Origin of the sequence: Acinetobacter sp. ANC 3903 (assembly GCF_002135315.1) — a bacterium.
In the GTDB taxonomy this organism is placed as follows: domain Bacteria; phylum Pseudomonadota; class Gammaproteobacteria; order Pseudomonadales; family Moraxellaceae; genus Acinetobacter.
The window spans coordinates 1-13,671 of record NZ_NEGA01000004.1; the positions used below are offsets into that span (position 1 = coordinate 1).

At 42.9% G+C, this 13,671-nt stretch carries 14 protein-coding genes and 4 tRNA genes; all 18 read right to left on the minus strand.

Features of this window, described 5'->3' with window-relative positions:
* The coding region (locus tag B9T29_RS03515) for a GTP-binding protein (RefSeq protein WP_228146555.1) at positions 1 to 260 on the minus strand (260 nt) is incomplete at its 3' end.
* A 148-nt stretch (positions 261 to 408) separates the two neighbouring features.
* Positions 409 to 483, minus strand: a tRNA-Thr gene (locus B9T29_RS03520).
* Between the two features lie 19 nt (positions 484 to 502).
* Positions 503 to 578, minus strand: a tRNA-Gly gene (locus B9T29_RS03525).
* A 38-nt stretch (positions 579 to 616) separates the two neighbouring features.
* Positions 617 to 700: transfer RNA gene (locus B9T29_RS03530), tRNA-Tyr, on the minus strand.
* A gap of 47 nt (positions 701 to 747) precedes the next feature.
* Positions 748 to 823 (minus strand) — tRNA-Thr (locus tag B9T29_RS03535).
* A 98-nt stretch (positions 824 to 921) separates the two neighbouring features.
* The gene (gene trpE, locus B9T29_RS03540) at positions 922 to 2,415 is read right to left on the minus strand and encodes an anthranilate synthase component I (RefSeq protein WP_086174600.1); all 1,494 of its coding nucleotides are present in this window, start codon (positions 2,413 to 2,415) and stop codon (positions 922 to 924) included.
* Positions 2,416 to 2,531: 116 nt separating this feature from the next.
* Positions 2,532 to 3,203: a phosphoglycolate phosphatase gene (gph, locus tag B9T29_RS03545; protein ID WP_086174601.1), complete on the minus strand. Its 672-nt coding sequence runs from the start codon at positions 3,201 to 3,203 to the stop codon at positions 2,532 to 2,534.
* A gap of 104 nt (positions 3,204 to 3,307) precedes the next feature.
* Positions 3,308 to 4,009 (minus strand): FHA domain-containing protein, encoded by a 702-nt coding sequence (locus tag B9T29_RS03550; RefSeq protein ID WP_086174602.1) that lies wholly within the window; start codon positions 4,007 to 4,009, stop codon positions 3,308 to 3,310.
* Between the two features lie 69 nt (positions 4,010 to 4,078).
* Entirely contained in the window at positions 4,079 to 6,355 is a 2,277-nt protein-coding gene (gene gspD, locus B9T29_RS03555) for a type II secretion system secretin GspD (protein ID WP_086174603.1), read from the minus strand.
* A 43-nt stretch (positions 6,356 to 6,398) separates the two neighbouring features.
* Entirely contained in the window at positions 6,399 to 7,241 is an 843-nt protein-coding gene (locus B9T29_RS03560; RefSeq protein ID WP_086174604.1) for a type II secretion system protein N, read from the minus strand.
* On the minus strand, positions 7,241 to 7,984 hold the full coding sequence (gene gspN / locus B9T29_RS03565; RefSeq protein ID WP_086174777.1) for a type II secretion system protein N: 744 nt from the start codon (positions 7,982 to 7,984) through the stop codon (positions 7,241 to 7,243). Before gspN ends, B9T29_RS03560 begins: the two co-directional genes overlap by 1 nt.
* A gap of 173 nt (positions 7,985 to 8,157) precedes the next feature.
* A complete protein-coding gene (locus B9T29_RS03570; RefSeq protein ID WP_086174605.1) occupies positions 8,158 to 8,484 on the minus strand; it encodes an H-NS family nucleoid-associated regulatory protein in 327 nt (108 codons plus the stop codon).
* Positions 8,485 to 8,640: 156 nt separating this feature from the next.
* Entirely contained in the window at positions 8,641 to 9,069 is a 429-nt protein-coding gene (locus B9T29_RS03575) for an acyl-CoA thioesterase (protein ID WP_086174606.1), read from the minus strand.
* A gap of 10 nt (positions 9,070 to 9,079) precedes the next feature.
* Complete coding sequence (locus B9T29_RS03580; RefSeq protein WP_086174607.1) at positions 9,080 to 10,273, minus strand: hypothetical protein; 1,194 nt, start codon at positions 10,271 to 10,273, stop codon at positions 9,080 to 9,082.
* A gap of 7 nt (positions 10,274 to 10,280) precedes the next feature.
* On the minus strand, positions 10,281 to 11,123 hold the full coding sequence (locus tag B9T29_RS03585; protein WP_086174608.1) for a hypothetical protein: 843 nt from the start codon (positions 11,121 to 11,123) through the stop codon (positions 10,281 to 10,283).
* Positions 11,120 to 11,899: a uroporphyrinogen-III synthase gene (locus B9T29_RS03590; protein ID WP_086174609.1), complete on the minus strand. Its 780-nt coding sequence runs from the start codon at positions 11,897 to 11,899 to the stop codon at positions 11,120 to 11,122. The genes B9T29_RS03585 and B9T29_RS03590 overlap by 4 nt, the downstream gene beginning before the upstream one ends.
* Before the next feature lies 1 nt (position 11,900).
* On the minus strand, positions 11,901 to 12,818 hold the full coding sequence (gene hemC, locus B9T29_RS03595) for a hydroxymethylbilane synthase (RefSeq protein ID WP_086174610.1): 918 nt from the start codon (positions 12,816 to 12,818) through the stop codon (positions 11,901 to 11,903).
* Between the two features lie 108 nt (positions 12,819 to 12,926).
* Positions 12,927 to 13,667 (minus strand): LytR/AlgR family response regulator transcription factor, encoded by a 741-nt coding sequence (locus B9T29_RS03600; RefSeq protein WP_086174611.1) that lies wholly within the window; start codon positions 13,665 to 13,667, stop codon positions 12,927 to 12,929.
* Positions 13,668 to 13,671: the final 4 nt, after the last annotated feature.

Consider the following 13,671-nt stretch of genomic DNA (forward strand, 5'->3'; position numbering starts at 1 on the left):
TCGGCGTGACCCGGGCAGTCTACGTGAGCATAGTGACGAGATGGAGAATCGTATTCTACGTGTGAAGTATTAATGGTAATACCACGTGCTTTTTCTTCTGGTGCAGAGTCAATTGCTGCGTAATCTTTCGCTTCACCGCCGTAAGTTTTTGCACAAATAGTTGCAATCGCAGCAGTTAAAGTTGTTTTACCATGGTCGACGTGACCAATTGTGCCCACGTTTACGTGCGGCTTATTACGTTCGAACTTAGCCTTAGCCATGTTTATATTCCTCGTTTACGTCGAACACAATTCTGAGTAAAACTCAGCATCGACTTATCGCTTTAAAAAACCAAACACCCAATACTTGAAAAGCAGACTAATAAGCCTGCTTTTTAAAATCTTTGCAACAATGTTGCCAAACTGTATTTGGAGCTCTTATCGAGATTTGAACTCGAGACCTCTCCCTTACCAAGGGAGTGCTCTACCACTGAGCTATAAGAGCAAATTTTTGTACTTCAAAATGGAGCGGGAGACGAGGGTCGAACTCGCGACATGTAGCTTGGAAGGCTACCGCTCTACCAACTGAGCTACTCCCGCACGATGTTGGTACAATCCACTATTTGAAGTCTTAAAATTGGTGGTGAGGGAAGGATTCGAACCTTCGAAACTTTCGTAGCGGAGTTACAGTCCGCCCCCTTTGACCGCTCGGGAACCTCACCATTTTTACACTTACATCAGTGTTTGTTCTTTACTTTGTACTCTAAGATGGTGCCGGCACACGGATTCGAACTGTGGACCTACTGATTACAAGTCAGTTGCTCTACCAACTGAGCTATGCCGGCGTTTCTTAGTGTTTCGTACGTTTCGTATCGGAACGGTGTGCAGTTTAGCAAAACTTAGAATCCGTGCAAGTGTTTTTTTCAAAAAAACCGTCAAAAACTCATAAAATCAACCCGTTTGATGATAATTCAACCGCTTTGATCACTGCGCGAGCTTTTATCTGGGTTTCATTCCATTCAGATTCAGGATTTGAGTCATAAACCAGCCCTGCTCCAGCCTGAACATAGACCTTATTTTCACGAATAACACAGGTTCGAATGGCAATAGACATGTCCATTTCCCCATGCCAGCCTAAATAACCGACAGCGCCACCGAAAATTCCGCGTTTGACCGGCTCAACTTCGTCAATAATTTCCATGGCACGAATTTTTGGTGCGCCTGAAAGCGTACCAGCCGGGAAAGTGGCTTTAAATACATCCAGCGCATCGACATCATCACGCACTTCACCCTGCACATTTGAGACAATGTGCATGACATGGGAATAACGTTCGATCACCATTTTATCTGTGACCTGCACTTTCCCGATTTTTGACACACGCCCAACATCGTTACGTCCCAAGTCAATCAGCATAAGATGTTCGGCAATCTCTTTTTCGTCTGAGAGTAAATCTTGTTCAAGTGCCAAATCTTCTTCTTTGGTTTTACCGCGCGGACGTGTACCCGCCAAAGGACGCACGGTCGCAATCCCATTTTCCAGACGCGATAAAATTTCCGGTGACGACCCGACGATATGGAAGGGTTTTTTATTTTCTAAGGTCTTCCCTTGCACCAGAAACAAATAAGGCGATGGATTGAGATGACGCAGTGCACGATAAACCTGTAAAGGTTCACCATCGAAGTCCGATACCATACGATGCCCCGGAACAACCTGCATGACATCACCGGCTTTAATGTATTCCTTCACCTTGGCAATGGACTCGATAAACTTGTCGTGCCCTGTTAAAGACTCAAAATGTGGTGCTGTATGTTTTTTTGCCTGCAGGCTAATTGGGGTTGCCAGGATCTGTTCCAATTTGTCTAACTGTGCTTGAGCCTTAGCATAGGCTTCAAGATCATTAATATCTGCATGCACAATCAGGAACAAGGTATCTTTTAAGTTATCAAACACAATCACGGTTTTAGACAGCATCATCCAGATATCAGGCAAACCTACCGGATCGGCCTCAGGCACATTTTTTAGGCGCGGTTCAATATAGCGTACTGAATCATAGCCAAAATAGCCCACTAGCCCCCCGGTGAAGCTCGGTAAATCAGGCAAATCCTTTTGTGTTGGCACATGGAATTGAGTCTGAAAATCACGAATATATTGGAATGGATCGCTACATGGCTGGCTTTCAATAGAGCCATCCGCCTGCTGAATGGTTAAAACACCGCGATTGCATGAAAATACCGTGGACTCACCCAAACCGATAATGGAATAACGTGCCCAGTTTTCTCCACCTTCGACCGATTCAAATAAATAAGCTTGGCTGTGGTCTTTCAGACGCGCAAATACCGACAGGGGTGTTTCGGTATCGGCCAAACGCTGGCGATAAACTGGAATCAGGTTGTAACCGTCAGATTTTAACTGCTCGAATTGAGTTTGAGTTGTCATGAGTATGCTCTATATGTTTTCGATATGGCTGGTTTAGGTTTGTTTTGCTGTAGTCTGACTTAGTTTCGCCATCGAAAAACCATACAATCTCTCATTCCGCTATCCTTAATTTTCAATTATTGCGCAAGTAATTCCGTTAAATCATCAACCACTTGCTGTGGCTGGCAATCATGAATATCTTCACCATGATTATAGCCATAGCTAACCACAATACAATCAACTCCTGCACGTCTTGCCGCTTCCACATCATTACTGGAATCACCAATCATGAGCGTTTCTGCTGTAGTGACAGCATATTCATTCACACAAAACAGCAATTGCCGTGGATGCGGCTTGCGCTCTTGAAAACGGTCTCCGCCAATCACATCGACAAAATAGTGACTTAAACCCAGCGTTTCGACAATCGTACGTGCCGGCTGTTCAGGCTTATTGGTGACACAGATCATTTTTTTATTGTTTTTCAGCCCCCACTCCAAGAACTCAATAATGCCGTTAAAAGGCTGGGTGTCTATACAAGGATCTGCATTATAAATGCTTAAAAAGGTATCGAGTAATTGTTGATGCTGGGCTGGATCCACCTGTCCGGTTAAATATTTCAGGGTACTTTGACAAAATACCGAGGTCCCCTTGCCAATCCAGGTGCGAACCTGTTCCTCCGTCACTGCAGGTAACTGCAAGGCATTCAGACTCATGTTCATAGCCCGATACAGATCTGACGCTGAGTCAACCAAGGTGCCATCCAAGTCAAATAAAATCAGTTCACGGCTTTCCAGTTTTGCTACCGACATCTTTTCCCTCTCACGATTTACCTTAACCCACACCCAAATAACTCAAATAACCCACATAATTAAGGCATGCGATTGCATGCCTTAATTGTATGTCGCGCACAGGCTTATTTAAAGAATAACCAGGCAATGATTGCAAGAATAATCAGTACAATAATCGAGATTAAACCCAGTGATGCATTCTTCTGCTCTTCTTTGGCTTGCTCAACACGTGAAACCGGTGTTTCAACCGCTATTGGTGTTTGCTTCTCGGGAATTGCACTCAAGTCCACACTTTCAGGAATTGGTGCAGGTTTCGGGATGGCAACCCCTTGCGGCATACCATCGCGGCTCAGCTGAACATTGGCATCACGTTCAGTCAGTTCAGGCATGCCCTGATCATTCATCTGTTCGGCTGCAGTCTTTGGCGCTGGTTCAACTGGTGTTGCTGCCGCAGTTTCAGAAGCTGCAACTGCCTCTGAAGGCTGCTCGCTGGTCGGAACAATTTCCGTTTCAGCCAATGCTGGCTCAATCTCTTTAGCCGGTGCAAGTACAGAGAACTTCAAGCCTGCAAACTGAATGATATCCCCTTCTTTTAACAAGGTTTCATGCTCAATGCGCACATCATTGACGAAGGTGCCATTCGATGAATTCAAATCTTGCAGCCATAAGGCCTGGTCTTTGAGCAAAAAAACTGCATGTTTGCGTGAAATTTCCCCAGCTTGCAATACAATGTCTGCGCTCTGATGGCGACCGACCAACATATCACGGTCGATGCTAATTTCCTGTCCCGTTAATTCACCGGTAATTGCTTGTATTTTCCAAGTCATGAAATGCACTTCTCTTTGTGATTTTAAATCATCATATCACGGCAAATATTCAATTCTTTACCCACTCTGTTAAGAACCGGAACGAATCTTGGTCGTGGTGACCGTATTTCTGGTTTTTTCTACTACTGATTGCGGCACAGCTATCGCCTGTTTTTGCACAACTGGCTCAATTGCCACTGGAGTAGTAAACGTAGCTGCTTTCGGTTGTGCCTGGCTTGCCGAAGGTACAGTTTGATAATTCGGCACTTTCGGCACTGACGGTGTAACCGGAATTCGCTGCTGATAAATATCTTCTACATTTTCAGGTAATTTTGCAAAAGTACCATCCCGATCCATGGCCAATTGCAAGCTATATAACTGGCTATAGCGCTGCTGCGACAAACGGCGCACATCAGCACTATCTCCCACAATTGTGGGGTGGATAAACACCAGCAAATTGCGTTTTTCATTGGATTTGGCATCGGCACGGAATAAACGTCCCAGACCTGGGATTGCCCCCAAACCCGGTACCGACTGACGGCTATGAATCGAGTTATCGGAAATCAAACCACCCAATACAATGGTTTGTCCATGCTCTGCCAGAATCGAAGTCTTGATGGCACGTTTACTGGTAATTAAATCTTGAGCTTCACCTTTGGGTTGCACCGCAGAAACTTCCTGCTCAACTTCAAGACGAACTGAACCGCCCTCGCCAATATGCGGCACCACCTTTAAAGTGACGCCGACATCCTTACGTTCTACCGTGGTATAAGGATTGGCAACACCGGCTGCACCCGTGGATACTGAACCTGTCACAAAGGGGACGTTTTGCCCCACGACAATATAAGCCTGCTCATTATCCATGGTTACGATGGAAGGCGTAGAAAGCAAGTTGGACTTGGTTTTGCTCTTTAATGCCTGAATCAATGCACCATAAAGTTTGCGTGAACCGTTATCGCCTTCTTTATAATCCCCCAGCAACAATGAAGTGCCTGTGCCCAATTTGGCCGCAGCACCTGCTGCCCCACCCGCCACATATCCGGCAGCAAGCGAAGCGAGACTGGCCCCCGCATTGCTAAAGTTGATTAAACCAATACCGCTGTTCAGATCACCCAATGCCCATTGCACGCCCAATTGGTCGGCATCATTGCCTTCCAATTCAATGATGGCAGCTTCAATCAGTACCTGCTGACGACGGATATCCAGCTGCTGAATGGCCGATTCAATTTCACGCATCAGTTGCGGATCAGCTTTGACCACCAATGAATTTTGACTGTCATCGGCAATAATACTGACACCATTGGCATTAAAACTGGTAATGCCTTTAGTATTATTATTCGAGCTTCCACCCAAATTAATGCTTGGGGTGGAAATACTGGAAGAACTATTGCTTGAAGAACTATTGCTTGAAGAAGTACTGCTTGAGTTGTTATTACTCAAATTGCTCATCATATTATTATTGTTTGATGAGGAAGCTGATGAGCTTGATACTGATTGACCAGATACCAATCCCTGTAAAATTTCTGCAAGATTTTTGGCACTGGCATATTTTAAGCGAAAGACTTTTAAGCCCCCCAACCGATCTGCTGCCGGCACATCCAGCATTTCAATCATCTGACGGATGCGCTTGCGGGTTGCGGTATCTCCTTTAAGCACAATCCGGTTGGTTCGGGTATCAGCAATAATACGGATACGCGAGCCTTTTAAATCTCGTGCTGCACCAGTAGAGCTCATGGACTCCAATAAGCCGATCATTTCTTCAGCCTGACTGGATTGCAGGGTCACGGCTTCAATATCATTTTGCCCGGTACCATCCAGGTTACGGATGATGGTTGCCAGCTGAGCAATATTACTGGCACGGTCGGACACAATCAGCGCATTGGTTCCAGCCACAGCTGACAAATTTGCAAACTGCGGCATTAATGGACGGATTGCAGGAATCAGGTCATTCGGGTTGGTATTTTCCAGCCAGATCACTCGGGTCACGATCTGATCACCAGTCGCGCGGTGCTTGGCATCATAAGGAATACCGGAACTTTTCACATTACTGTCGGGCACTAATTTTATGGTATTGCCAGAAGGAATGGCCACCACACCATTAACGTTCAACACCCCTAGAAATAAATCGTAAACTTCGGCTTTATTTAAAGGTTTATTTGAAATAACCGTGACATTGCCGCGCACCCGTGGATCAACAGCAAAATTTTTCCCTGTAATATCGGCTACTTCATTAATAAATGCAGTTAAATCAGCATCACGTAAGTTGATTTTCCATGTTTGCGCATGAGTAGAAGTACTCACCATAGCAATAAGAGGTGCCGCTGCGAATAAAGCCCAAACTGGACGATGATGATTAAATAAAGCCATAAAGTTCCGTGCTTCCTAATCCTGTAAGGTGACGATACATCACTTAAAAATTTTGTTGTATGGTCATCACTTGATCACCACGCTTTATTTCTATTTTGACCTGACCTTCACGTCGAGCCTGTTCCAGCAACTGGGCATCACTTTGCCCCTGCCCAACAGCCTGTCCATTTAGAGACATGATCCGGTCCCCAGGTTGCAGTCCCAGCTTACTGCGCAATGCTGCTGGCGTTCTGGCGGTCACTTCATAGCCCCCACTCGCTGCATTGACCCCCATATCTTTTAAATACTGATCACGGTCTTGCTGTATCTTCTGTACCGCTTGCCCTAAAGCATTTTGTTCCTGACTGGGCATGCTCGGTGTGGTCTGATTATTTGTCATAGGTAAGCTGGTTGCTGCAGGCTGAACAATGCTTTGATCCAGACCATTTTCAATGCCTTTAAATTGTAGTTCTCGCGTCGTGCCATTGCTTTGACGCAACACCACCCGATCCCAATATACTTCAGCCAACTGATAAGAGGTGGGTGCAATACTTTCACCAACCCGATAGCGATCAGCCTGATCATTGACTTTAATCACTGCCGACGAAAATTGATTTGGATGACCAACCACCACACCTTGTAAAATCAGATTCAGATTATCTTCTGCAGCCGCTGTTCGACCTGCTTCCTGAAACAGTGCAAATGAAGAAATATTTGGCACCTGCGGCTGCTGTGAACCCAGCTCAACCCGTTCCAGCTGCATCACCTGAGGTGGTGCTACCAGCAACCAGAAAATGTTCGCCAACTTCCAGCATAAATACAAAATCAGCAGGATCAATAATAAGGGGGCTATCCGGTCTGTCTGTTTCCAATTTAATTGTTGAATTTTTTCCATCCACTGATTCATTAGAAGCCACCTTTAAACAAAGGTTGGCGCGAACTGATCACATAGGTGTCCAAACCCGCTTTACCATCATAAGAAGCAACATTCAGTAGCAGACGCTGAGTCAATTGCACATCAAGCATCAAGTTTTGATCCAGCTCCAATGCCATCAGCTTTTGATCACGCTGATCCCGAATATCAAAGACCAGCTTATTATTTTCATCCGCTAATCTTCCTTTCAATGAAGGGATATTCATCCGATCCTGGCGCTGGGCATAGGTATAAAGCAGCTCGCCACCGACCCATTGCAACTGACCTTCGGCCTGAGCAAAGCCTTGTTCTTTTTTGAAATTAAAATTTATATCCTGTAATTGAATAGCATTGGCTGGCCACTGCCATTCCACCAGATGTTTCAGGGTTTCCGGTGCAACCTGACCATTTAAATCATGAATAATTATTTTTTTGCCAAAACCATAACCGACAATACCATCTAGCTGGGTATGTCCACTATGTAACTCTATATTTGCCCCTAAACGCAGCAAAAAAAGGTCTAGGGGGCGTGTTTTCCAACTTAACGACCCGGTTAAATTTCCCTTATGCCAATCTGCTTGCCCCTGCCAGATGTTACCGCTGACATTGTGTAAAACCTGGTTGTTTTTATAAAATTTAGAAATAAGCCAAGCCGCTGGAATCTGGAGTAATATGAAAATAAAAAAAACGCTGATGGAAAAAATCCACCACGTGATGTATTTGGGTTTGTTTATCATCCCACCACGACCCACATATCAATTATTCTGCCCTAAACGCCAATATTATATTTCTACCCCCATTATGCACACTTTTTTCTCAACGCCAATTCAAAGATATAAAAAAACCAGGTCTAAAGACCTGGTTTTTTTATATTGCATCTAATTAGATGAGCATCTCATACCTATTTAAATCAGATGAGAAAATCTTCCAATTTTGCACCACTTTCAAGTTCTGCAACTAACCAGCGAGGTTGTTTACCACGACCTGTCCAGGTATCAGCTGCATTCTTTTTGCTGCGGTAACGCGGCTCTACAGATTTGCGTGTACTTTTCTTACGTTTAGTGGCGCCAAACTCTAAAATTTGTTCAATCGTTAAACCTACGTTATCGGCAATATCTAAAATTTGCTGATAAGCATCTTCAACCGCTTGATCTTTTTTAGAAGCAATTAATGCTTCAGCTTCAACTTGTAAACGCTTTAACTCTTCAACAGATAAATTACTAATGTCCGGCATCATATTAACTCCACAATAAGTTTATATTTTTTTATTTAAAACCCGCTCATAATATTTTTATTATTTAAAACATTCAATACAATTTTTTAAATAAACAACAATCTTTAAAACAGATTTCACATTTCCTTCAATTTATAGAGCATCCACTTTAAATATTTTTTAAATTAAATGATTCACACTTAATTCAGTTTTTGTCATTTTATGACGAATAATTTCAGGTATTTCCGTTTTAAGCATGGTCTCTTTATTTACACAGACAATAACCGCCTCTGCCACGGCAATATTTTGTTGTTGTGACTCACTCCATAATAAATAACTCATTCTAAATGCACTATTACGAATTTCTTCTACGCGAACACCAATTTTAAGCCGGTCTGGATAAAATAACGGACTGATATATTTGCACTGATTGGATGCAACCACTGTATAAACATCATGTTCAAAAATATTCAGGGCATCCATGTAGAATATGCGGGCACTTTCGATATAACGATAATACATCACGTTATTTACATGCCCAAAGGCATCCATATCGCCCCAAGCAACAGACTGATCATAAATGACCGGATAATCGGACAAGGTCAGCATATTTTTACCTTTATATCTTTATTTCAACAAAATTTGCATTATTTTCAAATATTAAATTTAACTGCTTAATTAAATCATCCTGACCTTTTAAAGTGGACTTAATTCTTAAATAATTCATCATTACATTATCTGGGTATAATTCAAGTAATTGATCAGCTTCAGCCGTTCTTGCAGTTGCGCTATATACATGCCATTTTGCAAATGTAAATACAGGCAAAGAAGGATATTTATTTTCCCAATAGTCAATCCGCTGCTCAACCATTAAATAATCAGGATTTTGCTTTAATAATTGCTGCTGGAACCATAAATAAAAAACGTCCTGATTAAATTGCTCATCCAGTAAATGCAACACCAATGCTTCATGCTGCTGGCTCATTTCCGGCATCCGTGATAACAGCTTTAACCATAACACCTTGGTCTCATAATCACGGCTATAAATTTGGTCTTGCAAGTCTAAATAACGCTGTTGCAAATTTTGCAAACTTTCGACATTGGCCTGATCAAAATGAAGTAATAGCTGCTGTAGCCATTCCTGCTTTTTTTCTGTCCCTAAATGTCCATATTTAGTCGAGCGTAAATACATCCAGGGAAACTGAATGGCAAACTTTTCCCATAAACTGGTTAATCTTAAATCATAGGCACTTTTCACATCGTTTAACCAGGGTGAAAGCTCATGCTGATTTAAGAATTCAAGATGGGTTAATGCCTGCTCGGCATCATTTTGTGACAGGTAAATTTCTATGCGCTGGATTTCCGCCAATTCAAATGCCATGGCATTGCTTTGATTTAAGATTGCCAAGGCTTGTGGATATTGCTGCTGGATCCAATATAGTCGCGAACCGATAATACCTTTTAATAAACCCGATTGAGAAAATACGTTTTGAATAAACTGGTGTTGGTCTTGTGCGGCTTCTAATAACCAGATGACTGCCAACTGTTCATAAGGATGCAGGTTTTTAAAATTAAATACAGTTTCTAGCTTGCGTTGTTCGCGGATTAAATAGCGTTTAATCAGTAACCACAATAGCTGAATAAATAGACTTAAACTGGCCAGAATAATAAAAATCATCCAGATATTGGTCTGAATTTGCCATTCGCGCCAATATAAATAAACATAACCCGCACCATAGCCATAACTTAAAACACTTAAGCCGGCAATAATAATTAAGCTGATAAAAGCATAGGCCAGTAAAATCTGCTTCATTAATTCATTACCCCAATAATGCGCGCGTATTTAAACCAGGCGTAGGCTTAATGCTAAATCCTTTGATCTTCTGGATATTTTGAATCAGCTGTCGCGTTTTCTCATCTGGAATCTGATTCAGTAATTGAATAATTTCTGTCAGTGATTTTTGATATTCCAAATATTGCCCCTGTTTTAAGGCCTGTTGCGCAATTAACAATCTGAGCTGTGCTTCTTTTAAAATGAGCGGACGCTGCATTAATGCTTTAGCAGGGTGTTTTGCAGGTTCAATCACCAGCCAGCGTTGCCAGAAATATTTATCCGATGCCTGGCTCGCACTTAATTGTGGCGCTTTTAATTCCTGAGCCAAAGCAGCATCAAGCTGCTGGATTAATTCATCCACTTTAATTTGCTGAGCCACCCGTTCACTAACAAACTGCTGAATCACCTGATGATCTTTGGCAATCACCTGATGCAAACTTTGCTTCAATGGCACAGCGAGAGCATAGTGTTCAATATTTTGATCTAAATAGGTTAATTTATCTAAAGCCGCCGTAAATTGTTGTTGCTTCAACATAAATTCAATCAATTCTAATTGCTGTTTAATCGCAACAATAGGATCAATACTTGCAGCTTGAATGGTTTTTAAATCCTGTGCTGCCTGTGAGCCAGCCGCCGCAGATCCATCAGTCAGCGTTACTTTGCGCTGTAAAGCGACAAATTGGTCATTTAAATTGGCATTGTTCTGTTCAATTCGATGCAGACTCGCGCTTAATTCCGTTTGTTGTGCAGTAAGATTAAAGATGTCATAACTTAATTTGGCAATCCAGAGCAGACTTAAAATAAGTAATAAAATGAGTGTTTTCTTCATGTGTTCCCTTGCACAACAACAAGCTTCTGCAAAATTGAATCTGTTTTTAAATCAGGTAGTCGCGTGATATTAAAACATGTTGCGTGATTTTTTTTATAATTCGAAACAACTTGATACAAGCGCTCACCTAAAACCAGATAATGCCCTTTTGCAATCAGCTGTTTTTGATCTTGCATGAGCTGAATCCAGTTCAACCAACCCGCTTCGCTACTGACCACCATAGCATACTGTGCTTGTTTTTCTAATAAAGATAATATGTTTGCCAATTTGCACTGAGTAAATACAGGACAATGGCGCTCGTATAAAACAAAATTTAGAATTCGTACGCCTTGCTGCTTTAACTGATCCATCATAAACAGGCGTCCCCCTTCGCCACGCCAAAAAGCCAGACACTGACCTGAATTGAGGGTTTGTAAAACAGGAAGCTGTAACATTCCTTCCGATGTTTCAACTTTAGGGACTTCAGCAGAAATACCATATTGCGCCAAAGCCTGGGCCGTGCGATCCCCGACCGCAATCCACTGAACATGCTGCAACTGATCCAGCGTTATGCAGGATTGTTTTAAATAGTCCATGCCGATTTGAACGGCAGTGGGACTGACCACCACAATCACCTGAACCGCAGGCAATTGCTGGTAAAGTTCAGATAAGTCTGCAGACCAGGGTCGAGGCAGCAATTGCAACAAAGGTAAATCCAACACCTCAATTTGAGCCATGCGTAAAGCATGACTCAATTTTTCTGCACGGTCCTGTGGGCGTGTATTGATAAACAGCATATTAATAGAGGGCTTTCAATAAATCGCCAGCGCCTTGTTCAACTAATTTTTGCGCTAAGGTTTCACCCAGTTCTACAGCCTGTTCAGGTGTTCCGCTCAGTTCAGCTTTTAATAAAGTCGCACCATCTACACTGCCGACACGACCTTCAATGTGTAATTGTCCTTCAATTAAAGTCGCATGTCCTGCAATCGGCACTTGGCAGCCTCCTTCCAGATAGGCATTGAATGCACGTTCTGCACGCACACAGACATCGGTTTCCTGATGTAACAGCGGTAAAATCAGATCCAGTACCGCCTGATCTGCCGCACGGCATTCCAAACCCAGTGCACCTTGTCCTACCGCTGGCAAACTTACTGCAGCTGGCAAGCTATGGCGAATCCGTTCCGCCAAACCTAAACGTTTCAAACCTGCACTTGCCAGAATAATGGCATCATAGAGGTCTGCATCCAGTTTGGATAAACGCGTACCGACATTGCCACGCAAGTCAATAATCTCTAAATCAGGACGGGCTTTTAGAATTTGACTTTTACGACGCAGGCTCGATGTACCCACTTTGGCACCTTGTGGCAAGGCATCAAAACTTGCATAGTGATTTGAGACAAAAGCATCCAGCGGATCTTCGCGCTCACAGATGACTGCAAGCTCAAGCCCTTCAGGCAAGGCCATTGGCACATCTTTCATTGAATGGACCGCCAGGTCTGCCCGACCATCCAGCAAGGCAGCTTCCAACTCTTTAACAAATAGTCCTTTTCCACCAATTTTAGCCAAAGGCGTATCCAAAATTTTGTCACCCTGGGTGACGAAGGTCACTAACTCAACTTTAAGATCAGCATGCAATGCCTCTAAACGGGCACGAATATGTTCCGCCTGCCATAAAGCAAGCGGGCTTTGTCGAGTTGCAATCTTCAAAATCTTCATAAATTCAAGAAACAGTTAATAAGTGCGATAGTGTAAACTTAACGTGCTGACTAGAAAATGCAAGTAAATTTGCACTGTTGTTGTCACCTAAAATTATGCCGACCAGATTTACATTTTTTGGATGCGTTCTCTTAAATTGGGCAGATGACGTCGGCTTACCGCCAGTCGCTCTTCCAGTTCACGGCAACGCACCTGATACTGCCCTGAACTGATCACTTCAAGACCATCCAGAAAATGTACTGAAACCAAGGCATTGCGATGAATTCGAACAAACTGGTCGCCAAATTCATTTTCCAGATCTTTTAAAGTTTCATCAATCAGTACACTGCCATTTTTATGCCGTACCGTGACATATTTTTGATCTGCTAAAAAATAATAAATATTTTCTACAGGAACCAGCTCTACCCCACGGTAGGTTTTTGCCACAATCTGGTGGCGTTTTATATTGAGTTCGTCCATATCTTCTTTTTGTTTTAAAGTGCTCATTTGTGCTTGAGTCAGTTTTGTTAAATGATCTAATACCTGTTGCAATTCCTGCTGCATCACCGGTTTTAGTAAATAGCCTTCTGCATGTGACTTAAATGCGTCCAGCGCATGTTCATCATAAGCCGTACAAAAAACAATGGCGGGCATAGGATCGAGCTGGCGTAAATGTTCGGCGCAGCTCAAGCCATCCATTTCAGGCATTTGAATATCTAAAAGTACTACGTCTGGCTCATAGAATTGAGTCATTTCAATTGCTTGCCGCCCATAACTTGCAGTGGCAACCACTTGGTGTCCCAGTTGCGTAACTAAACGTGACAATCGCTCTACAGCGAGAGGTTCATCATCGCAAATCAGGATGTCCATTTCT

Coding starts and splice junctions, on each gene's coding strand:
- trpE (WP_086174600.1), bottom strand. CDS start 2,415: ATGACAACTCAAACTCAATTCGAGCAGTTAAAATCTGACGGTTACAAC.
- gph (WP_086174601.1), bottom strand. CDS start 3,203: ATGTCGGTAGCAAAACTGGAAAGCCGTGAACTGATTTTATTTGACTTG.
- B9T29_RS03550 (WP_086174602.1), bottom strand. CDS start 4,009: ATGACTTGGAAAATACAAGCAATTACCGGTGAATTAACGGGACAGGAA.
- gspD (WP_086174603.1), bottom strand. CDS start 6,355: ATGGCTTTATTTAATCATCATCGTCCAGTTTGGGCTTTATTCGCAGCG.
- B9T29_RS03560 (WP_086174604.1), bottom strand. CDS start 7,241: ATGAATCAGTGGATGGAAAAAATTCAACAATTAAATTGGAAACAGACA.
- gspN (WP_086174777.1), bottom strand. CDS start 7,984: ATGATAAACAAACCCAAATACATCACGTGGTGGATTTTTTCCATCAGC.
- B9T29_RS03570 (WP_086174605.1), bottom strand. CDS start 8,484: ATGATGCCGGACATTAGTAATTTATCTGTTGAAGAGTTAAAGCGTTTA.
- B9T29_RS03575 (WP_086174606.1), bottom strand. CDS start 9,069: ATGCTGACCTTGTCCGATTATCCGGTCATTTATGATCAGTCTGTTGCT.
- B9T29_RS03580 (WP_086174607.1), bottom strand. CDS start 10,273: ATGAAGCAGATTTTACTGGCCTATGCTTTTATCAGCTTAATTATTATT.
- B9T29_RS03585 (WP_086174608.1), bottom strand. CDS start 11,123: ATGAAGAAAACACTCATTTTATTACTTATTTTAAGTCTGCTCTGGATT.
- B9T29_RS03590 (WP_086174609.1), bottom strand. CDS start 11,899: ATGCTGTTTATCAATACACGCCCACAGGACCGTGCAGAAAAATTGAGT.
- hemC (WP_086174610.1), bottom strand. CDS start 12,818: ATGAAGATTTTGAAGATTGCAACTCGACAAAGCCCGCTTGCTTTATGG.
- B9T29_RS03600 (WP_086174611.1), bottom strand. CDS start 13,667: ATGGACATCCTGATTTGCGATGATGAACCTCTCGCTGTAGAGCGATTG.